The 23,165-nt window shown below is 40.3% G+C and carries 12 protein-coding genes; 6 read left to right on the top strand and 6 right to left on the bottom strand.

Annotated features, from left to right (window positions below; genetic code table 11):
* Nucleotides 1-185: 185 nt before the first annotated feature.
* The 5 genes from G322_RS0101020 (at nt 186) to torD (ending at nt 8,193) form a co-directional block, all read left to right on the top strand.
* Nucleotides 186-2,990, top strand: coding sequence for a bifunctional aconitate hydratase 2/2-methylisocitrate dehydratase (locus G322_RS0101020; RefSeq protein WP_022939950.1), 2,805 nt, complete (start codon nt 186-188; stop codon nt 2,988-2,990).
* A 703-nt stretch (nt 2,991-3,693) separates the two neighbouring features.
* Nucleotides 3,694-3,864, top strand: coding sequence for a trimethylamine N-oxide reductase system protein TorE (torE, locus tag G322_RS0101015; RefSeq protein ID WP_022939949.1), 171 nt, complete (start codon nt 3,694-3,696; stop codon nt 3,862-3,864).
* A gap of 31 nt (nt 3,865-3,895) precedes the next feature.
* Complete coding sequence (gene torC, locus G322_RS0101010; RefSeq protein ID WP_022939948.1) at nt 3,896-5,077, top strand: pentaheme c-type cytochrome TorC; 1,182 nt, start codon at nt 3,896-3,898, stop codon at nt 5,075-5,077.
* A 13-nt stretch (nt 5,078-5,090) separates the two neighbouring features.
* Nucleotides 5,091-7,556 (top strand): trimethylamine-N-oxide reductase TorA, encoded by a 2,466-nt coding sequence (gene torA / locus G322_RS0101005; protein ID WP_022939947.1) that lies wholly within the window; start codon nt 5,091-5,093, stop codon nt 7,554-7,556.
* Between the two features lie 16 nt (nt 7,557-7,572).
* Nucleotides 7,573-8,193 (top strand): molecular chaperone TorD, encoded by a 621-nt coding sequence (gene torD / locus G322_RS0101000; protein WP_022939946.1) that lies wholly within the window; start codon nt 7,573-7,575, stop codon nt 8,191-8,193.
* Between the two features lie 329 nt (nt 8,194-8,522).
* On the opposite strand, the gene lpdA is transcribed toward torD, so the two are convergent.
* From lpdA to pdhR, 4 genes are all read right to left on the bottom strand, one after another.
* Nucleotides 8,523-9,956 (bottom strand): dihydrolipoyl dehydrogenase, encoded by a 1,434-nt coding sequence (gene lpdA, locus G322_RS0100990; protein ID WP_022939944.1) that lies wholly within the window; start codon nt 9,954-9,956, stop codon nt 8,523-8,525.
* Nucleotides 9,957-10,055: 99 nt separating this feature from the next.
* The gene (aceF, locus tag G322_RS19610; protein WP_022939943.1) at nt 10,056-11,612 is read right to left on the bottom strand and encodes a dihydrolipoyllysine-residue acetyltransferase; all 1,557 of its coding nucleotides are present in this window, start codon (nt 11,610-11,612) and stop codon (nt 10,056-10,058) included.
* A gap of 260 nt (nt 11,613-11,872) precedes the next feature.
* Entirely contained in the window at nt 11,873-14,536 is a 2,664-nt protein-coding gene (aceE, locus tag G322_RS0100980) for a pyruvate dehydrogenase (acetyl-transferring), homodimeric type (RefSeq protein ID WP_022939942.1), read from the bottom strand.
* A 230-nt stretch (nt 14,537-14,766) separates the two neighbouring features.
* On the bottom strand, nt 14,767-15,516 hold the full coding sequence (gene pdhR, locus G322_RS0100975; RefSeq protein WP_022939941.1) for a pyruvate dehydrogenase complex transcriptional repressor PdhR: 750 nt from the start codon (nt 15,514-15,516) through the stop codon (nt 14,767-14,769).
* 159 nt (nt 15,517-15,675) lie between these two features.
* On the opposite strand from pdhR, the gene G322_RS23180 reads away from it, so the two are divergent.
* On the top strand, nt 15,676-15,837 hold the full coding sequence (locus G322_RS23180) for a hypothetical protein (RefSeq protein WP_022939940.1): 162 nt from the start codon (nt 15,676-15,678) through the stop codon (nt 15,835-15,837).
* 3 nt (nt 15,838-15,840) lie between these two features.
* Here the strand turns inward: G322_RS23180 and G322_RS0100965 are convergent, their stop codons facing one another.
* The gene (locus G322_RS0100965; protein ID WP_022939939.1) at nt 15,841-20,628 is read right to left on the bottom strand and encodes an NAD-glutamate dehydrogenase; all 4,788 of its coding nucleotides are present in this window, start codon (nt 20,626-20,628) and stop codon (nt 15,841-15,843) included.
* A 145-nt stretch (nt 20,629-20,773) separates the two neighbouring features.
* The coding region (locus G322_RS0100960) for a cellulose-binding domain-containing protein (protein WP_156873893.1) at nt 20,774-23,165 on the bottom strand (2,392 nt) is incomplete at its 5' end.

The raw sequence follows: 23,165 nt of genomic DNA, 5'->3' as shown, positions 1-23,165 counted from the left end.
TTTGTAAGTGCTACTAATCCTACTAACTATTTCCTCTATCCGACATAAATCACATGAATAGTGTTAATTTAATGTTAATTTGACCAAAACCTAGTCGTGGCTAGAAAATAAGGTAAACTACAAGCAAAATTTTTCCGTGCTAAAAACGATCATGTGCAGCACATTAGAACTAGAGAGAGTTTTAAATGAGTCTATATTTAGAGTACATCAAAGAAATTGAAAATCGTAAAAATGAGCTAGGATTGGCCCCTCTGCCAATTGATTCTGCCGATTTGTTGTCGGAAATTATTGCTCAAATTAAAGATTTAGGAAATGAATATAGAGAGGATTCTCTTAATTTCTTCATTTATAATACTCTACCAGGCACAACCAGTGCGGCTGGTGTAAAAGCAACTTTCCTAAAAGAGATCATTCTCGCTGAATCTGTCGTTGCAGAAATTACACCAACCTTTGCTTTTGAATTGTTATCTCATATGAAGGGGGGGCCTTCGGTTAAGGTACTTCTTGATTTAGCACTCTCTGATAATACATCAGTAGCAAAACCAGCGGCCAAAGTATTAAAGACCCAAGTGTTTCTTTATGACGCAGATACAGAGCGACTTGAAACAGCGTTTAAAGCAGGCAATAAAATTGCCAAAGATATCTTAAAAAGTTATGCACGAGCAGATTTCTTTACCCAACTTCCTGAAATAGACGAACAGATTGATGTTGTCACCTACATCGCAGGTGAAGGTGATATTTCTACGGACCTGTTATCTCCTGGTAATCAAGCTCACTCTCGCAGTGATCGTGAATTACACGGTAAGTGTCTGATCTCTCCAGAAGCACAAGCTGAGATTCAAGCACTGCAAAAACAATACCCGGGTAAAAAAGTGATGTTAATCGCTGAAAAAGGCACCATGGGCGTAGGTTCATCTCGTATGTCAGGTGTTAATAACGTGGCATTATGGGCGGGTAAGCAAGCGAGTCCTTATATTCCATTCGTGAATTTTGCGCCTGTTGTTGCCGGTACTAACGGCATATCGCCTATCTTTTTAACCACGGTTGGTGTTACTGGCGGTATTGGTCTAGATCTTAAAAACTGGGTTAAAAAGCTTGATGCTAATGGGAAAATAGTTCTTAACGAAAGTGGCGACCCTGTTCTTGAGCAAACCTATTCTGTTGCAACAGGCACAGTGCTTACCATTAATACTAAATCTAAAAAACTATACAACGGTGATAAAGAGTTAGTTGATATCTCTTCAGCATTCACGCCTCAATCCGTTGAATTTATGAAAGCTGGTGGCTCTTACGCTATCGTATTTGGTAAAAAATTACAGGCTTTTGCTTCTGAAACACTTGGCGTTGCAATAGAGCCTGTTTTTGCAGCTTCTAAAGAGATATCCCATGAAGGCCAAGGTTTAACGGCGGTTGAAAAAATATTCAACAAAAATGCAGTAGGCGTCACTTCTAAAGTAGATCTTCACGCAGGCTCTGATGTTCGCGTCACGGTAAATATTGTTGGTTCTCAAGATACGACTGGGTTAATGACTTCTCAAGAATTAGAGTCGATGGCGGCAACGGTTATCTCTCCCATTGTTGATGGTGCTTATCAATCAGGTTGTCATACGGCTTCAGTCTGGGATAAAAAAGCACAAGCTAATATTCCTAAACTAATGAGCTTCATGAATAAGTTTGGTCTTATCACGGCGCGTGATCCTGAAGATATTTACCTGCCGATGACAGATGTTATTCATAAAGTGTTAAACGATATTGCCATTGATGAATGGGCCATTATTATTGGTGGTGACTCTCATACAAGAATGTCTAAAGGGGTCGCTTTCGGTGCTGATTCAGGCACGGTTGCACTTGCACTTGCCACAGGCGAAGCGACGATGCCGATTCCAGAGTCGGTAAAAGTGACCTTCAAAGGCCACATGAAAAGCTACATGGATTTCCGCGATGTAGTACATGCTACACAGGCACAAATGTTGAAAAAATTCGGCGACAATATCTTCCAAGGTAGAATCATCGAAGTGCATATCGGTACTTTACTCGCAGATCAAGCCTTCACATTCACTGATTGGACTGCCGAAATGAAGGCTAAAGGCTCTATTAATATTTCTCAAGATGACACTTTAGTTGAATCATTAGAAATAGCGAAAAGTCGCATCCAAATAATGATCAACAAAGGCATGGACAATAAAGGCCAAGTGCTTCAAGGACTGATCAAAAAAGCAGACAAGCGAATTTCTGAAATAAAATCAGGTGAAATCCCAGCATTAAGGCCTGATAATAATGCACAATATTTTGCAGAATTAATCGTCGATCTTGATGCCATTGATGAACCGATGATTGCCGATCCTGACGTTAACAATGAAGATGTTTCAAAACGCTATACCCACGATGCCATCCGACCTATTTCATACTATAAAGGCAGCAAAAAAGTTGATCTCGGTTTTGTTGGTTCATGCATGGTTCACAAAGGTGATATGAAAATTATTGCGCAAATGTTGAGAAACATAGAAAAGCAACATGGCTCGGTTGAATTCAAAGCGCCTTTAGTGATTGCACCACCAACGTATAACATTGTTGACGAATTAAAGGCAGAAGGTGATTGGGAACTACTGCAAAAATACAGCGGTTTTGAGTTTGATGACAGTAAACCCAAAGAAGCTGCACGTACAAAATATGAAAATATAATGTACCTTGAACGCCCTGGCTGTAATTTATGTATGGGTAACCAAGAAAAAGCTGAAAAAGGAGATACTGTACTCGCCACCTCAACACGTTTATTTCAAGGCCGTGTAGTGGAAGACACAGCCGAGAAGAAAGGAGAGTCATTGCTTGCCTCTACACCTGTCGTTGTTTTATCGACTATCTTAGGTCGCACACCGAGTTTAGATGAATACAAAAAAGCAGTTGAAGGTATTAACTTAACTGACTTTGCTCCACCACTTGAAGCACTAACAACAGCGCCTACAGTAGCGATACCAATTAAAGTCGTGTAATTAAACGCTAAATCAGCATAAAGTAAGAGGGTTACTTGTTTGGTTGAACTGACTATCAACTAAAACAGGTCACCCTCATTTTTTTAACTTTAAAATACAGAACAACACAAAAAATCGTAACTACTCAGTACTCCTTCAAATTTGGGGTGTTTTTATAAAAACAGACTGTAATTGCTCAGGATTAAGCCATTTATGCTTAGTTCAATACGAAAAATCGCAGTTTAGTGGTTTAATAGCAATTGGATTAAGAATGTGATCTAAATTTTACGCAGGAAAAACAGCTTAATTCAGGCGAAAGTTGACGTAAGTAGTTGTTCTATTTACGAAAATTATAACGAAAAAGTAAGTTATTTTAACCAGTAAAATAGATCAGCTATTTATTCCGATTGGTATAAATGAGCATTTTTCAACGAAAAAATAGACTGAATGGCAACGACCTGAGTAGTTACAAAAAATATTCGATAAAATCACATGCATATAGATTTTGAATAAAGCCGTACAAAACCACATTCACAGCCCCGACAACAAACCCTAATACAGATCAACAAAAACACATTTATTACACTTCATCACATAAAATACAATGCATTTACACTTTCTGATTTTGTCTGTAAACTTGAGTTTATCTCCTTTCAAACCTACTCTGTGGAAGCAGAGAGTCACGTTATTTATACTTTTACTATTTACCCTATTTGGAATATTTATGTCAAATACAAACAATGAGCCTGAAGTGCACAATAAATCTTCAGAGTGGAAAACATTTTTGTTTCTCACCATCTGCCTTTTTCCTGCACTCAGTATCGCTTTAATTGGTGCTTATGGATTTGGAATTTGGTTTCTACAGATGTTTTTAATGGGCCCTCCTGGTCATTAATCTTCCCATCTTTCAAACTTAAGGTCTCATTATGAAAAAAATAATTAAACGCTTTTGGCAAATTATCAGCAAGCCAAGCGTACACCTCAGTTTTGGTTTTCTTACCATTGGTGGGTTTCTTGCGGGTATTATCTTCTGGGGTGGCTTTAACACTGCATTAGAAGTGACTAATACCGAAGAGTTTTGTATCGGCTGCCACGAGATGGCCGACAATGTTTATGTCGAGTTACAAGAAACCGTACATTGGCAAAACCGCTCAGGAGTGCGAGCAACCTGTCCAGATTGTCATGTACCACACAATTGGAGTGATAAAATAGCACGTAAAATGCAAGCTTCAAAAGAGGTTTGGGGCACCATTTTCGGCACCATTAATACCCGTGAAAAATTCTTAGAGAAACGCGGTGAACTAGCACAACATGAATGGGATCGCTTTACTGCCAATAATTCTCTTGAGTGTAAAAATTGCCATAACTATGAAAGTATGGATTTCAATATCATGTCAGAGCGTGCACAAGTTCAAATGAAAATGGCAGCAGAACGCGATCAAAGTTGTATTGATTGTCATAAAGGCATCGCCCATAAACTACCTGATAATATGCACTCAGGAGAAGGTACATTAGCAAAACTTGAAGAGATGGCAACATCAGGTTACCAAGCAGGTAAGAGTTATTATAGCGTGCGCCAGTTGCCCCTGTTTACTGATGAAAGCTTAAGCACAGAAGCGGGACAACTAAATGCGGCCACTAAAGTCAATGTACTAGCCGTTGAAGGTGATGCCATTCAAGTTGAACTTGATGTCTGGCGTAAAACCAAAGGTTTTGGTCGCGTGATGTTTGAAGACTTTGCCATGAATATTAATGATGGTTTCCTCACCAAAGAGGTTGCACAGAGTGATCAATATATGCAAAAAGGTGAATCTAAAATTGATGATCTCACTGGCTTGCCTTGGCAAAAAGTAGAAGTAACACTGTGGATGCGTAATGGCTCGCTAACCGAATCACGTGATACATTGTGGACATTTGCGAAATCAACCTACCGGACTAGCTGCAGTGTTTGTCATTCCCAACCGGCTGAAAATCATTTTGATACCAATACTTGGCCAGGTATGTTTAACGGCATGTTATCGTTTGTTAACTTAGACGGCGATACACAAGCATTAGTTCTTAAATATTTACAAAAACACTCATCTGATTTTTCAGATGAAGCACATTAATCAGGAGCTCACAATGTCAATTTCAAGACGCAGTTTTTTAAAAGGTTTGTTAGCTTCTAGCGGTGCAGTATTAATTGGTCCCGGATTATTGCAAGTTGCACATGCAGCAACAATTGAAGAAACAGGGCAATGGAAAGTCAGTGGCTCACATTGGGGTGCGTTCCGCGCCCGTGTTTATGCGGGAAAAGTACAAGAGATAAAAGCATTTGAGGTAGATAAATACCCAACCGATATGCTTAATGGCATTAAAGGTATCATTTACAGTCCCTCACGTATCCGTTACCCAATGGTGCGTTATGAGTGGTACTTAAATCGTCAAAAAAGCGATACCACAAAACGTGGCGACAACCGCTTTATTCGTGTCACTTGGGATGAAGCGATCACCCTTTTCCATGATGAATTAGAGCGAATGCAAACCCAGTATGGCCCTTGGGCAATTCATGCAGGTAGTACTGGCTGGCGCTCAACAGGACAGGTTCATTCCTGTGGTAACCATATGGCACGAGCCATTGCGATGCATGGATACACGGTAAACAAAGTGGGCGATTATTCAACAGGTGCAGGCCAAACTATCATGCCTTATGTGCTAGGTAGCACCGAAGTTTACGCGCAAGGTACTTCTTGGCCATTGATCCTAAAAAACAGCAAAACCATTGTACTTTGGGGTAATGATTTAGTTAAAAACTTACAGGTCGGTTGGAACTGTGAAACCCATGAATCATTTGAATACCTTGAGCAACTAAAAGAAAAAATTGCTAACAAAGAGATCCGCGTGATCAGTGTTGATCCGGTGATCACCAAAACACAAGATTATCTAAAGTCAGAGCATCAATATATCAACCCACAAACCGATGTGCCGTTTATGCTCGCCATTGCACATACGCTTTATAAAGAGAACTTATACGATAAAAAATTCATCGATACCTATGCCTTAGGCTTTGAAGAGTTTGTTCCTTATCTGCTAGGTAAAACAAAAGATAAAGAAGAAAAAACCGCAGAGTGGGCAGAAGCAATTTGCGGTATTAAAGCAGAAAACATCCGTAAATTTGCGCGTATGCTAGTCAAAGAGCGCACTCAAATTATGGTTGGTTGGAGTATTCAACGCCAACAACATGGTGAACAACCTTATTGGATGGCGGCCGTACTGGCGACTATGCTAGGACAAATTGGTCTGCCCGGTGGTGGTATCAGTTATGCACATCATTACAGCTCTGTTGGTGTCTCTTCAACAGGTGCTGCAGGCCCTGGTGGTTTCCCGCGTAATCCTGATAAACCAGAAAAACGTATCCATAAAAACAAAGATTTTAATGGATACAGCAGTACTATTCCCGTTGCTCGCTGGATAGATTGCATTTTAGAGCCGGGTAAAAAAATCCAAGCGAATGGCGCAACCATCACCCTGCCCAACATTAAAATGATGGTATTTTCGGGGTGTAATCCGTGGCATCATCACCAAGATCGCAACAACATGAAAAAAGCGTTTCATAAATTAGAAACCGTTGTTTCAATTGATTTTACATGGACCGCCACCTGTCGTTTCTCAGATATCGTACTGCCCGCTTGCACACAATGGGAGCGTAACGATCTGGATCTGTATGGCTCATACAGTGCGCGTGGCATTATTGCTATGCAGAAATTGGTTGATCCTCTGTTCCAATCTAAAACTGACTTTGAAATATTTACCCTGCTTGCGCGTAAATTGGGTCAAGAGCAAGATTACACGCGTGGAAAAAGCGAAATGCAGTGGGTAAAAGAGCTTTATGATGGTTGTGTTGATGCCAACAAAGGTAAATTTACCATGCCAGACTTTAAAACATTCTGGAAAGAGGGATTTGTTGATTTTGGCAAGGGTAAAGATTGGACCCGTCAAGCAGACTTCAGAGAAGATCCTGAAATCAATGCGTTAGGCACTCCTTCTGGTTTCATCGAGATCTTTAGCCGTAAAATAGACAGATATGGTTATAAAGAGTGTCAAGGTCACCCAATGTGGTTTGAAAAATCAGAACGTTCACATGGTGGACCAGGCTCAGATAAACACCCTATCTGGTTACAATCTTGTCATCCAGATAAACGTCTGCATTCGCAGATGTGTGATTCGCAGCAGTTCCGTGAAACTTACACCGTACAAGGGCGTGAGCCAATCTACTTGAATCCACAAGATGCCAAACAACGTGGCATTAAAGATGGCGACTTAGTGCGGGTATTTAATGATCGTGGTCAACTATTAGCGGGTGCAGTTGTCTCTAGCAACTTTGCTCCAGGTGTCGCGCGCATTGAAGAGGGAGCATGGTATGCACCGATAGATGAGACGATTGGCTCATTAGATACCTATGGCGATCCAAATACCTTAACCCAAGATATTCCAACCTCAGAACTCGCACAAGCGACCAGTGCAAATACCTGTCAGGTGCAGTATGAGAAATTTAAAGGTAAAGTGCCTGCTGTAACCGCATTTACAGGCCCAACTGAAATAAGCTAAGAGAGTAAGTGAATCAATGAAAAACAGTGAAAACAATGAGCAACGCGCAAGCCTCTATTGGTGGTTTTCAACCTTGCTCAGCAAAGAGTTAACCACCGAGCAACTAACCCACTATTTCTCAGGAGAGGGTGTTGAGTTATTAAATCAACTTGCACAAGAGTCACTATTTAGTGAAACAGTCACACAGATAAAATCAGCATTAGTGATCATCATGGCCATTAAACAGCCAACGTTAGAGCTAGCAGCAGACTTTAGCCAACTGTTTTTAACCGATGCAAAGAAAGGTGCTCCGCCCTACGCATCCGTTTACCTTTCTAAATCGGGACAATTGTTTGAAAAACCACACCAAGAAATGGTTGAGCTATTCAAAAAAGAGGGATTGATGGTTGATCCCAACTTTAAAGAGCCAGCAGATCATATCGCTATTCAATTGGATTATTTAGGTAACCTGATTATAAAAGAGGGAGAGAATAATAGTCAGGCACAAACTAATTTTATTAATAACCAGCTGTTATCGTGGTTACCCCCCTTTGTTGAGGCGACCAAACGCGTGAATAACTCAGGATTTTATCAAGGGGTTTGTCAGCTGTTATTACTGTTTATTAAGCAAGATATTACTGCGCTTAAACAGCAATAAAGCAGTTAAAAAGGGGCAAATAATTGCCCCTTGTTAACATGGATAAGAGGCATCTAAGCAACTTCCATATATTGAAAGCATCATCTGTTTTGGCCTTGTCTGCAATTCCTGTTTTTCTTGTAAATAATTTTCCATTCACCATGCACTTCAAACATAACAGACTCTCTTTTATTCCTTTATTATTCCTTTATTACCCCTTTATTACCCCTTTATTACCCCTTTATTATTCAATAAGATAGCTTAAAACAGATAAACAGACAAAAACAAAACATAAAAAAGGCTTGTTACCTTTACAATAACAAGCCTTCAAAAACTAATCTATGCGATGATTATTTTTTACGTTTAACCGCTTTTGCATTAGGAAGATCAGTAATTGAACCTTCGTAAATTTCAGCAGCCAAACCAACAGACTCATGCAGTGTTGGATGCGCGTGAATAGTCAGTGCGATATCTTCAGCGTCACAACCCATTTCAATTGCAAGGCCAATTTCACCCAGTAGTTCGCCAGCATTAGTCCCAACAACAGCGCCACCAAGAATACGGTGTGTATCTTTATCAAAAATAAGCTTAGTCATACCTTCAGAGCAATCCGATGCTATGGCGCGACCAGAAGCTGCCCAAGGAAAGACTGATTTCTCAAAATTGATGCCTTGCTCTTTTGCTTCACGCTCAGTTAAACCAACCCACGCCATTTCAGGCTCAGTGTAAGCAATTGATGGAATTGTTTTAGGGTCGAAGTAATGTTTCTTACCCGCGATAACTTCAGCTGCAACATGACCTTCATGCACACCTTTATGCGCAAGCATAGGTTGACCAACAACATCACCAATAGCGTGAATATGTGGCACGTTAGTGTGCATCTGCTTATCAACTTCAATGAAACCACGCTCAGAAACTTCAATACCTGCTTTTTCTGCGTCAATTGAGAAACCGTTAGGTACACGGCCCACCGCCACTAAAACAGCATCGTATGCTTTTGCTTCTGCAGGGGCATTTTTACCTTCAAAAGAAACATAAAGCGCATCTTCTTTAGCATCAACCGCAGTTACTTTTGTTGATAACATAATGTTGAATTTGTTTTTAACTTTTTTAGTATAAATTTGCACAATATCTTTATCAGCTGCAGGTACTAATTGGTCTGCAAATTCAACAACATCAACCTCAGAGCCTAGCGATTTGTATACTGTTCCCATCTCAAGACCGATAATACCACCACCTAAAATAAGTAGACGTTTTGGTACACAACGAAGCTCTAGCGCATCCGTTGAATCCCAAACACGATGATCATCATGCGGAATAAAAGGTAATTTAACAGGGCGAGAACCCGCGGCAATAATTGCATTATCGAAAGTAATGGTGGTCACTTCACCGTCACGATCAGTGGCTTCAATGGTATTTGCCCCCGTAAAGCGCCCCCAACCCGTCACGGTTTTCACTTTACGCATTTTAGCCATGCCTAAAAGACCACCTGTTAACTGTGAAACTACTTTATCTTTCCAGATACGGATTTTATCAACATCGGTTGTTGGCTCACCAAAAAGTACGCCGTGCTCAGCAAGTGCTTTTGCTTCTTCAATTACTTTTGATACATGAAGCAATGCCTTTGACGGGATACAACCGACATTAAGACAAACACCACCGAGTGTTTCATATTTTTCAACTAAAACGGTTTCTAAACCTAAATCGGCGGCGCGAAATGCTGCTGAATAACCAGCAGGGCCTGATCCTAATACTACAACTTGTGTTTTAATCTCTTTGCTCATTTTGACCTCTGTGTTTGATCTAAAATAAAAATTCGATTCTATTTAAATGTTAAATAAATGCAAAATAAAAGGTCGACAAATGCCGACCCGTTAACATAATTATAGGATTAGTGTACGTAAATCAGATAAGTAGTTGTTTATTGCTGTAATGAAGCGTGCACCATCCGCACCATCGATCACACGATGATCGTATGAAAGTGCCAGTGGAACCATTAAACGAGGTTTAAATTCAGTGCCATTCCAAACAGGTTTCATCACTGATTTTGAAACACCTAAAATAGCAACCTCAGGCGCATTGACGATAGGAGTAAACTGAGTACCACCGATGCCACCCAGACTTGAGATACTCATGCTTCCACCCTGCATATCTTTCGCTGTTAATTTACCTTTACGTGCTTTTTGAGAAATTTCACCCAGTTCACGCGAAATATCGTAGATACCTTTGTTGATTACATCTTTAACAACAGGAACAACTAAACCGTTTGGCGTGTCGACTGCGATACCAATATTAATGTATTTCTTAAGAATGACGCTTTCACCATCATTTGAAAGGGCCGCATTAAAGTTAGGAAACTCTTTTAATGCTTTCGCAACCGCTTTCATCATAAACACCAGCGGGCTAATTTTAAGACCTAAATCTTGTTTAGCTGCAATGGCATTTTGCTGTTTACGGAATGCTTCTAAATCGGTGATATCCGCTTCATCAAACTGCGTTACGTGTGGAATAGTGACCCAGTTACGGTGCAATACTGGACCTGAGATCTTCTGAATACGTGAAAGTGGTTTAATCTCAATTTCACCAAATTTCGAGTAATCAATATCCGCATAAGGAAGTACTTGTAGACCACCACCGCCACCACTTTTAGCGATAGCAAGTTGCGCTTTAATAAATGTTTGCACATCTTCTTTCGTAGTGCGACCTTTACGACCCGTTGCAGGAAGTCGCGATAAATCAAGATCAAACTCACGTGCTAAACGACGTACCGAAGGAGATGCTTTGATTGGACCCGTTGTAACTGGCTCAGCAGGTTTTGCAACGACAGGCGCCGTTTTTACTGGCGCAGGCGTTTCAACCGCTTTAGCAGGAGCAACTTGCGCGCTAGCTTGTGCTTCAACTTGTACTTCAACAACGAGGATTAATGTGCCTTCAGACACTTTATCGCCCGCAGTAATTTTAATCTCTTTTACAATGCCTGCAAACGGGGCAGGAACATCCATTGATGCTTTATCGCCTTCAACAGAAAGGATATCTTGATCTGCAACGATAGCATCACCAACAGACACTAATACTTCTGTGACTTCAACTTCATCACCACCGATATCTGGCACACAAACATCTTTAAGCTGTGTTGATGCAGCAGGCGTGGCTTCAGCAACAGGTGCAACGTTATCTTCTGCTACAGGAGCAGGAGCAGATCCAGCCACTTCAATAAGCAGTACAACTTGACCTTCAGAAACGCTATCACCGACGTTCATCTTGATCTCTTTAACGATACCAGCAACTGATGAAGGTACATCCATTGACGCTTTATCACCTTCGATTGAGATCACATCTTGATCTTCAACGATAACATCGCCCACAGAAACTAATATTTCAGTCACATCAGCCGCATCTGCGCCAATATCAGGGAGTAAAAATTCTTTTAATTCAGACATAATAATTTTCCTAATTAATTAAGGATCGGCTTCAAAATTACTTGAGATTTTGTTTTCAAAATAGCCAGTTATTTAGGATTGGCTTCAACATTACTTGCGATTTTGTTTTTAAAATAGCCAGTCACTTAAGGCTTTTTGGAAACAATTTATCGGCAAGTTATTGTGTAACAATCCCTTCAGGCTTTTTGAAAACAATGTAGCGCAAGTTATTGTGTAACGATTCCTAAGGCTAACGACTTTATCGTTAACCAAAAGTTTGTTTACGCAAATAATGGGTTAACTTTGTTCACATCAATATCAAACTTAGCAATCGCTTCTGTTACCACAGATGCGTTAATATCGCCACGTTTTGCAAGCTCACTAAGGGCAGCAACAACAACGTAACCCGCATTTACCTCAAAGTGACGACGTAGGTTTGCGCGACTATCAGAGCGACCAAATCCATCAGTACCTAATACTTTATAAGTATTAGATGGGATAAAGGCACGTACTTGCTCTGCATAGTTTTTCATGTAATCGGTAGCAGCAATCGTTGGCGCGTCACCTAATACTTGGGTGATGTAGGCTATTTTTGCAGGTGCTTCAGGGTTTAACATGTTTTCACGATCAATATTCTGACCCTCACGTGTTAACTCGTTAAACGAGGTAACCGAGAAGATATCAGACGCAACATTGTATTCTTCGCTTAAGATTTGAGCCGCTTTAATCACTTCATTCATAATAGTTCCAGAGCTCAATAACTGAACTTTAGTGCCACCTGTATATGATTTAAGTTTGTAGATACCTTTACGAATACCCTCTTCAGCACCTTCTGGCATTGCTGGCATTGCGTAGTTTTCATTCATCACCGTTAAGTAATAGAAAACGTTTTCTGGGTTATCACCATACATACGTTCAATACCGTGCTGCACGATAACCGCAAGCTCATACGCAAAGGTGGGATCATAAGAGATACAGTTAGGGATAGTATTTGCTTGAATGTGGCTGTGACCATCTTCATGCTGTAGACCTTCACCATTTAGCGTTGTACGACCCGCCGTAGCACCTAATAGGAAACCACGTGCTTGTTGGTCACCCGCTAGCCATGCCATATCACCAATACGTTGAAAACCAAACATAGAGTAATAGATGTAGAACGGAATCATGGGTAAGTCGTTGGTGCTGTATGAAGTTGCGGCTGCTACCCAAGAAGACATCGAACCTAATTCATTGATACCCTCTTGTAATACTTGACCTGAAACCGCTTCTTTATAATAAGAGACAACACCTCGGTCTTCTGGTGTGTATTCTTGACCATCAGGGTTATAAATACCCACTTGACGGAAAAGACCTTCCATGCCAAAAGTACGTGCTTCATCACAGATGATCGGCACGATATTTTTACCGATGCCTTTATCTTTTAATAATACGTTTAAGATACGCACGTAAGCCATGGTGGTTGAAATTTCACGTTTTTGCTCTTGTAAAAGAGGCGCAAATTTTTCCAATGTCGGTATTGCTAGCTTGCCACTAAACTGAGGTGAACGTTGTGGTGTGTAACCATGTAATTCATCACGGCGAGCATGTAGGTATTTGTACTCTTCACTGCCCTCTTCTAATGTCAGATAAGGTAGTTCAACCGTTTGCTTATCACTTAATAACTCTTGTAAACCTAAACGGTCACGTAAACTATTAATGTGCGATTCATTCATTTTCTTCACGCCGTGAGCAATATTTTTACCCTCAGCGGCAGCGCCCATGCCGTAACCTTTCACGGTTTTAGCAAGAATAACCGTGGGTTTACCCTTTGTTTCTTCTGCATTTTTAAAGGCAGCAAACAGTTTAGATGAATCATGGCCACCACGTTTCAGTGCAAATATCTCATCATCAGTCATATCAGCAACTAAGGCTACTGTTTCAGGGTATTTTCCAAAGAAGTGTTCACGCACGTATGCGCCATCTTTAGATTTAAAGGTTTGGTAGTCACCATCAACGGTTTCATCCATCAATTGTAATAATTTTCCTGAGGTATCTTTGGCAAGTAATGCATCCCAATTGCCTCCCCAAATAACTTTAACCACATTCCAGCCAGCACCTGTAAATAGGCCTTCTAGCTCTTGAATAATGCTACCGTTACCCATTACAGGGCCATCTAAACGCTGTAGATTACAGTTTACTAAGAAACATAAGTTATCTAATTTTTCACGGGCTGCAAACGACAATGAACCACGAGATTCAGGCTCATCCATCTCACCATCACCAAGGAAAGCATAAACACGCTGCGCAGTGGTATCTTTAAGACCACGACCATTTAGGTATTTTAAGAAACGCGCTTGGTAAATAGAGGTAATTGGACCCAGACCCATCGAAACTGTTGGGAACTGCCAGAACTCTGGTAATAGTTTAGGATGCGGATATGAAGGTAGACCTTTACCATCTACTTCTTGACGGAAGTTATCGAGTTGAGCCGCGCTTAAACGCCCTTCAACAAATGCACGTGCATAGATACCGGGTGAGATATGACCTTGGTAATAAACTAAATCACCGCCGTCTATTGCATTAGGCGCACGGAAAAAGTGGTTAAAACAAACTTCATAAAAGGCAGCTGCCGACTGGTAAGAAGCCATGTGGCCACCTAAGTCTAAATCTTTCTTTGATGCTCGCATAACAATCATGATCGCATTCCAACGAATGATAGAACGAATACGTTGCTCAATTTTAAGGTCGCCCGGGTAAGTCGGCTCTTGGCTAGGTGGAATCGTATTAACATAATTGGTATTAATACCATGTGGCAGGTTAACACCATCTGCTTTCGCTTTTTCTATCACTTTTTCAAGGATAAATTGTGCGCGCTCTACGCCCTCATCTTCAAGAATATCGGCTAATGCGTCAAGCCATTCTGAAGTTTCTTGTGCATCAATATCGCTGTTTAAGATGTCAGTCATGACACTTTCCTTCTTTATAATAAGTATCTCAGTGATTAAACCAAGTATTTTTATGTTGTAACTATTTCAATTAACCCACTACCATGTGGGTAATACGTAATTGAAATAATTACCCAGTGTAATTTTAAAAGTTTACAACAACTCTTTTCACGTATCACAGAACGTGTTTGTTCATATAACAAATAATTAAAGTAATGATCACCTTAAAATGGGATGTCATTTTCAAAAGGTTAAAAACGCCCTAATTCACGTTTAAAAGAGCTCTCTTCACGTAACATCACAGAACGTGTTTGTTCAATGTAGATAAGGTGCTGAGCCGATGCTTTTTGTGCCTCCAAAGGCTGTTTGGAAAGAATTGCTTCTAGCAACTGTAGACGATGTTGATGAATTTTTTTAGCCACTTCGGGATAACGATAAAGTTGCTTGACATTGTCTGAAATATTTTTTTCTAATAATGGTTTGATACCACGTGCTAAATGCAAGAAAACCACATTACGTGAGGCTTCAATCACCGCTAAATAAAAAAGTGCCACACTTTGAATCTCAAGCTCTAAATCATCCTGTTTTTGTGCATCTTCAATGGCAACAAAACAACGTTTAATTTCATCTAAATCATCCGCAGTACCGCGAAGAGCGGCGTAATAGGCAGAAAAACCTTCTAAGGCATGACGAAATTCAAGCAGATCATATTGAGACTCTGGATGGGAATTGATTAATTCAAACAGGGGATCGGTAAGCTGTTCACGTAACGCCTCTTTGACGTAAGTACCACCGCCTTGACGACGAGAGAGTAATCCTTTTGATTCTAAACGCTGAATTGCTTCACGTAATGAAGGGCGAGAAACATCAAACTGTTTCGCCAATTCACGCTCAGAAGGTAGCTTTTCACCTAGCTCTAATGAACCATCTAAAATCATCGTTTCAATGCGATCTTCTATCACATCAGCCAGTTTAGGCTGCTTGATTTTTGCGTAAGCCATGATGCCCTTTTTTGTTAACCTGTAAAATGGTATTACCAATTCACTTTGTGCAGAGAAATTAACAATTTTTTTAACATCTGTCTAGTAAAGTTTGATCTACCGCAAGTAAAAACCCATCATTTTGTCTTTTTTTTAACAGATAATCAGGAAAGGTTTTAAATGGTAAGACCAATTATATTTTTTGTTAAGAAGTTGTTATTGCAAACAACAGGTAAAAAAGGGGGGAGTATAAAAGCAGAAATGGAAGTAACACTTCTGATCTACCGTTATTCAGAAAAGCACAACGGCGAAACGAAAATTTCACTTCCAAATAAAAAATAACAATCAGCTTTGTGAAAGGTCTAATAACTCACGTAATGCGACCTGACACATACTAAATTCGGGATTACTGACGGCGAGCATCGCTTCTGCCATGCGCTGCCATCGCTCTGACAATATATGATGCGAAGTATGCCACTCAACAAATGCATCCCCAATATCGGTGCCCTCTTTCACTTTCTCTAAAATACCTTTACTGATGCGTAGCTGTTGCCACTCTAAGTCATCACGCATCGCTTCGCGCGCAAGTGACTGCCAATGGCTATCCCCGGGTAAAAGGTTAAGCTGTTTATTAATATCAAACAGTTTTAATGATTCACCACTGTGGAAGTAAACTTGCAATGCCTGCTCTGGTTTTACCGCCACTTTTTTAGCGATAGAGATAACACCTAACATAGCATAAATTTGATCGCTACTTGCCAGTGAGGCGGCTAAGTCATGTGGAACCTTGTCAGCCACAAAACAATCAATGACGGTTTGACGATGGCTAATAGAGCTACCAATTAAGATTTTATCAAACTGTGTCACCAGTTTTTTCAGTGGTGCTTGATAAGCTTTCACCAAACTACCGGTATCTAAATCATTGCGATGATTACGCACCAACCAACGTGTTGCATGGCGTACCATGCGTTTTAAGCGTTCAATGAGTACGCTTTGCACATCGGTAGTCACAATATTATCGAGTGCTTCAATCGCGACTAACGTTTCACTCATAGAGAAAATATCGCGGGCAGCCACCCATGCTTTACACACATCTAAAAAAGAGCAACCTGCACTGGCCATAATACGATGGGCAAATGTAGGCCCCATGCTGTTAAACAGATCGTTACTTACCTGTGTAGCAACAATTTCATTGACCAATGGATGTTGATGTACCTCTTTTTGATACTGCTTAACCAATGAAGCGGGGAATACTTTTTCCGCTTCTTTTAATAGATAAGGATCATCTGCTACTTTCTCATTCGCTAACGCCTCTTTTAATTCATTTTTTGCATAAGAGAGCATCACCGAAATACTTGGGCGTGTTAGCCCTTTCTGAGTACTTTTGTATTCATTTAACACATCATCAGTGGGAATAAACTCTAGCGCACGGTTTAACTTACCTTTATCTTCCAAATCGATAATTAAACGACGAAACTCCTCAATACGTTTGTAACTTTCAATGTATGAAAGGCTAATCGATTGCGCTTGGCGATAGTTATTGGCTAAGACAATTTTCCCCACCTCCTCGGTCATATTAACCAGCCAAACATTACGTTGCTTCACGGTGAGATCTCCTTTAGAGACTAACTTATCAAGCAATATCTTAATATTTACCTCTAAATCTGAGCAGTTAACACCGGCAGCGTTATCAATCGCATCGGTAAAACAGTGCCCGCCAGTGAGTGCGTATTCAATACGTGCACGTTGTGTGAAACCTAAGTTCCCACCTTCTCCCACCACGCGACAACGTAACTCGCCACCATTAATACGTAAAATATCGTTGGCTTTATCACCCACATCAGCGTGGGTTTCTGTGTTGCCTTTCACATAAGTTCCGATACCACCATTCCATAACAAATCTACCTGCGCTTTTAATAAAATGGTAATTAGTTCGGCAGGTGTTACCTGCTTTTGGTAAATATCAAAACGTTTTGCCATTTCAGGGCTAACTTTGATTGATTTAGCAGAGCGTTCAAAAACCCCCCCCCCTTTGGAGATAAGGGTTTTATCGTAATCATTCCAACCTGTACGTGGTGTTTCAAAAAGACGTAAACGCTCATTAAAACTTACATCATTATCAACAGGCGAAGGGTCTATAAAGATATGTAGATGGTTAAATGCGGCCAACAATGAAATATATTTAGAACTCAACATACCATTACCAAAAACATCACCCGCCATGTCGCCAATACCAATGACGCTGATAGGTTTGCTTTGCACATCAATGCCTAATTCACGAAAATGACGCTGTACACTTATCCACGCACCACGCGCAGTAATACCCATTTTTTTATGATCATATCCATTACTACCACCCGAAGCAAAAGCATCATCGAGCCAAAAATCTCTATCGGTTGCTAATTTATTAGCAATATCAGAAAAAGTAGCCGTGCCTTTATCGGCAGCGACCACCAGATAAGGATCATCACCATCGTAACGTTGCACATCAATCGGCGGGATAATCTTGCCTTTATCTAAGTTATCGGTAATGCCGAGTAATGCGCTAATAAATATTTTATAGCAGCTAATGCCCTCTGCCATAAATGCTTCTCTGTCCATGCTTGGATTCAATTTTTTAGCAACAAATCCTCCTTTCGCACCGACGGGCACAATCACTGAGTTTTTAACCTGTTGCGCTTTTACCAGCCCCAATACCTCGGTGCGGTAATCTTCACTTCTGTCTGACCAACGCAAACCGCCACGCGCCACTTTACCACCACGAAGATGCACTCCCTCAATACGCGGAGAGTATACAAATATCTCATAATTCAAGCGTGGTAATGGGATTTCAGTGATCAGGTTATGATCAAATTTGAAACTAATATAATCGTGGTTTTTACCTGCCTCTTTCTGAAAATAGTTAGTACGCTGTGTTGCCATAATCAGCTCTACGTATTTACGTAATACTCTATCCTCATTGAGGTTAGTGACATCATTCAATGCCGTTAAAATCTTCTCTTGTAGTTTTTCCTGTTTATTAATATCGGCCGATTTTTTAGGATCAAAACGCAAGTTAAACAGCGTCACGATCTCTTTCACTAACTTGTTATGATCTAATAGTGTTTTCGCAATACAAGAATGGCTGAAACCAAAACGTAACTGTTTTAAATATTTAGCGTAAGCACGTAACATGCTGATATCACGCCAAGCTAATCCCGCCCCTAAAATTAACTTGTTAAAAGGATCATTATCTGTTTTTGCATACCAAACTGACAGGAATGCATCAGCAAAGTGATCACGATAGGTATCAGGATTAAAATTTTTCACCTGTGAATAAAGTAGAGTAAAATCGTATAACCAGAAAGATCTCTCACCCACAGGGGTTACTTTGTAAGGATACTCTTCTGCTACTTTCAAGCCCATATTTTCTAAAACAGGGATTAAATCAGAAAGCAGTAATGCACCATCTTGATGGAAAAGTTTCAGTTTTAGCTCACTGCTATTAGGCTCGATAGAGCGATAAAAACGCAATGTCATAGAGCGATGTTCATCAGCATACAAAGATTCAATACGATCAATATCTGCCACTGCAACACGCGAACTAAAGCTATCTTGATAACTGCTCGGAAAGGCATTTAGGTATTTTTTAGTCAACTTTATACCCGTTTCTTCTCCTCTTTGTTCCACTAACGTATCATGTAACTCATCGTCCCAGCGCTTGGTAAGCTGCTTCATACGATCTTGAATTGCTTGCTCTTCTAATACTTGATCAAGTGGAAATTTAAGACGTAAAACCACGCGCAAACGCGCTAAATTAGATTCACTAAGATAGGTTTGAAAGTCAATATCTTCCACCTCTAAAGTGCGGCAGATTAACTCTTCAAAGGTAAGCCTCACTTTAGTACTGTAGATATCACGAGGCACATACAATGTGGCAATCACAAACTGTTTATTACCTGCACAACGCATAAATAGCTTTAGCTCTTTACGCTCCTGCGCATGTAATACTTCAACCACATTTTTCAGCAACGTTTGCTCATTACAAAGCAGTAGATCTTCCACGGGGAAGGTATAAAGAATTTGTGATAACTCTTTAAAGTAGTGGCTACCGGCGCTATAGCCAGATTGTGCTAATACGTTACTAATTTTATGGCGCACGATAGGGATATCTTTAGGTGTACCGCTATACACCGCCGAGGTATATAAACCAATAAATCGGTAACCAGAGATAAGATCGCCCTTATCATTAAAGCGCTTTATATAGACAACATCAGGATAAGCACGGCGATGCACCATAGCGCGCTGTGAGGCTTTACTGAAATGGATAATTGACTGTTTTTTTAAAGTATCAAATAACTCAAAAGGTAGTGGTTCTTGCAGAAAATCATCACGTTTTAATAAACCAAGTTGACTGCCCTCAACAGAGTAAACGACTCCCTCTGTAACGGTAAATTGATCACAACCGATAAAGGTAAAATGATCATCTAATAACCAAGTCAAAAAGGTTTGTTGCTCTGCGATATCATTAATCTGATCACTAAAGCTATCATTTTCACTCTGTTTGAGTGCAGTTTTTACATTTTTTGTTAAGTGTTTAAAATCATCAACTACTAAACTAACATCTAATAATGCACTTTCTATTCTCGTTTTTATCTGCTCACGCTCAATGACTGCACTCGTTTGGTCTATCTCAAAATAGAGCAGTAACTCATCCGCATGGTCTGCATCTAACGCAGTTAATTTTCCTGATTTAGTACGTTGGCTGGCTATCTCACTGTAAAAGATTCGATGTAATTTGATATTTAATTCGTTAACGACCAATTTTAAGGTATCAATCACAAAAGGGATATTACGACATAATACACTAATAACAGTATGTGAAGATTGCCACTCATCCTGCTCAACATCAGGGTTAAATACTTTAACCTTAGCAAACTCCCCCTTCCAAACTAATAACTCACGCCATAATGAAACGGTTAAACCATTGAGATCTTCTTGGTTAATTTGAGTCAGGTCGGTGATTGAAACATCACGATAAACACTATTGATAAATAGCTGTAAGGTTTTTTGTTCTTTCTCTGAGAAGTGGCTTTTTAATTGGGTAAATATTTGCTCTAAAATATCATTTTTCTGGTTAAGAATAGACGTCATACGATTCACCTTATTCATGGTTTTCTTTTTAGACAATAACTCTAAAGCTAGAACAAATAAAGAAATTAACCATTTTTAAAACAAAAAAATGCCAGTCGGTTAAGCACCGACTGGCATTGACAAGGCTTCAATATAAACGATTGTTTTATTGAGGGTTAAGACCTAGTTTTTCTAATACTAATTTAAAGTTTGCACGACGTTCGTTAATTGCATGAACGTCACCACTTACTGGACAAGTATCATCTGGACAACCACGGTTTACAATACCTGATACAGCATCAACAAATGCAGTCCCTTTCATGCCACCATCTACATAAGCTTTAAGCTCAGTGTAGTAATTCCAGTCAGCGTATTCGCCACCCTCATCGCTATATGCTTGCACTGAGTTAACCCAAAAGAATAAACCAGCAATCCACTTAAGCTCTTTATGCTCTTCAGAACTACAAACAAGCCCAGGGTTCGAACATAAATCTAAATCAGAGTACAACGGACTTTCAGGTGCAGCTACAACTGTTGTGCCATCAATCGTTTGTCCAATAGTCTCAGGATCAACGTGTGAACGGCCTATAAAGTGATTAAGTGTACCGAAGTTTTGGCGACCTGTGGTTTGAATAACACCTCGACCCCACCAGCCACAACCTTCAACACTACCATCACTACCGTCCCATATAAAGCTACCTGCTTTTTGACCTTCATAGATTTTACAGTTATCACGTTCAAATACTTGCTTAGAAGTATCTATCGCAGTGGGTACCGTATTACAGTGGCCTGCATTCGTCCAACGACCTGTTTTACCGTTAACCAGTAAACCTTGCTCTTCAAGTACAGCATCTGGTGCTACAAAGATTGGCGCTGGTGCACCGTACCATTTAGCATGAGTACTTGCAGTTTGTTCCATCTTATTGTCACGCGGACAAGAGTAAGGGTGATCTTTACCTGATGTAGGATTCGTTCCGTAATCAGCATATTTCTGACCTAACTGGCCACAACTTGCTGTCATTGGGTAATCTACAGCTGCGCCATATTTAACTTCTGACCAGTTGTTCTCATCACAAGCATCGTAACGAATTGTTTCTTGCATACTTTGTGATAAGAAAGCAGCCATCGCAACTTTAGCGTATTTTGCATTGGTTGCATCATTAGCAGTTTCATCAATTAACCAGAATTTATCGCCCGCCACACCCACATTGTGCATTGAGTTTAAGCCCGTTAAAAAGTCATTCCACTTATAGATAGTAGATGGAGCCCAAGCATTGCCTGTCGCTAGTTCGTAAAGGAAAACTTCATTATTCATGACACTTTCAATGGCAGCTAATTCACTGTTTAGAGAAGTAATGCGTGTTAATGGCGTGTCGGCAGCGCCAGCACCTGTATAGTACAATGGTACTTTACTATTTTGGTAACTCGCAATTTTACTGGTTAACAGTTCACTATCAGCATCGAATAAAATAGCAAAAATGTTATTGGCAGCAGCTTTACGTACATGACTTTCACCAGCAGTATTACCCATGAAGTAAGTTGTTGCTTGTGCCGTTGAAATAGAAGATAACATGGCAGGAGTCTGAACAAAGTCAGTCACTTGTTTAACGTATTCTAACGCGTTATGCCATTGATCGCTTGATAAACTAGCAGAAGCACCAGACTTAGTAAACGTAACGAAATCTGCTTTTGATACACCTTTATACAGCGCTAATTTATCAAGTAAATCAGCCGTTGCTTTTGATGCGGCGTTCCATACTGATTTTTTACCCGAATGCGTTGCATAAGCAAAGTCGCCAATACTTAAAGACCAACCAAAGGTAGCGTTAGTCGCAACATCAGACATGATTAAGTTTTGAGCCTGAGCCCAACCTTTTGCATCATCACTTAATGCGCTGATTTCGCTATCAGTAATGTTTGCACCAGTGAGTGTTACTGCTTCTGTTAACGCTTGCTTAACAGCAATTACGCCCAAAGATGCGCCTTTATCTGCCGTAATATTATCAAGTACATCACTATTGATGATCACAGATGAAGTACCCGCTTGCTCAGCGACAAGAATCAACGCTTCAAAAGCACTGGTTAATTTAATATAGTTAGATAGATCAGCACTGTTAATTGCATTAATCACAATCGTGATTGGTGCATCTGAAGATGGGCTAGCAACAACAAAATCACTTGGCCAACCGTTAACTTTCAAACTCACAGGATCTTTAGCACTTGGTAAAGAGAGAAGCGCAGCTGTACCTGGTGCAGTACCATCACAATTTAGATGATGTACCCAAGTATCATCACTACCAGGCACTGTACTTGTATAGTACTTCGCAGAGTAAGCAATATTTCCAACAACCATTATATCGCCAGTGGTTGCATGTGTCTCTTTAGTCCAATTTGGGTAAACATTGAAATCAGCACATAGGCCATCTGGTGTAATTATTGGCGTTGGCGTAACAGTCGGTGCAACGGTTGGCGTAACAGTCGGTGCAGCGGTTGGCGTAACAGTTGGTGCAGCGGTTGGCGTAACAGTTGGTGCAGCTGTTGGCGTAACAGTTGGTGCA

It is taken from the genome of Psychromonas hadalis ATCC BAA-638 (assembly GCF_000420245.1).
Lineage (GTDB): Bacteria > Pseudomonadota > Gammaproteobacteria > Enterobacterales > Psychromonadaceae > Psychromonas > Psychromonas hadalis.
Note: the sequence above shows the minus strand (reverse complement) of the source record. Positions and strands in the feature narration are given on the sequence as shown.

Coding starts and splice junctions, on each gene's coding strand:
- G322_RS0100965 (WP_022939939.1), bottom strand. CDS start 20,628: ATGACGTCTATTCTTAACCAGAAAAATGATATTTTAGAGCAAATATTT.
- G322_RS0101020 (WP_022939950.1), top strand. CDS start 186: ATGAGTCTATATTTAGAGTACATCAAAGAAATTGAAAATCGTAAAAAT.
- torC (WP_022939948.1), top strand. CDS start 3,896: ATGAAAAAAATAATTAAACGCTTTTGGCAAATTATCAGCAAGCCAAGC.
- aceE (WP_022939942.1), bottom strand. CDS start 14,536: ATGACTGACATCTTAAACAGCGATATTGATGCACAAGAAACTTCAGAA.
- G322_RS23180 (WP_022939940.1), top strand. CDS start 15,676: ATGGTAAGACCAATTATATTTTTTGTTAAGAAGTTGTTATTGCAAACA.
- aceF (WP_022939943.1), bottom strand. CDS start 11,612: ATGTCTGAATTAAAAGAATTTTTACTCCCTGATATTGGCGCAGATGCG.
- torE (WP_022939949.1), top strand. CDS start 3,694: ATGTCAAATACAAACAATGAGCCTGAAGTGCACAATAAATCTTCAGAG.
- lpdA (WP_022939944.1), bottom strand. CDS start 9,956: ATGAGCAAAGAGATTAAAACACAAGTTGTAGTATTAGGATCAGGCCCT.
- torA (WP_022939947.1), top strand. CDS start 5,091: ATGTCAATTTCAAGACGCAGTTTTTTAAAAGGTTTGTTAGCTTCTAGC.
- torD (WP_022939946.1), top strand. CDS start 7,573: ATGAAAAACAGTGAAAACAATGAGCAACGCGCAAGCCTCTATTGGTGG.
- pdhR (WP_022939941.1), bottom strand. CDS start 15,516: ATGGCTTACGCAAAAATCAAGCAGCCTAAACTGGCTGATGTGATAGAA.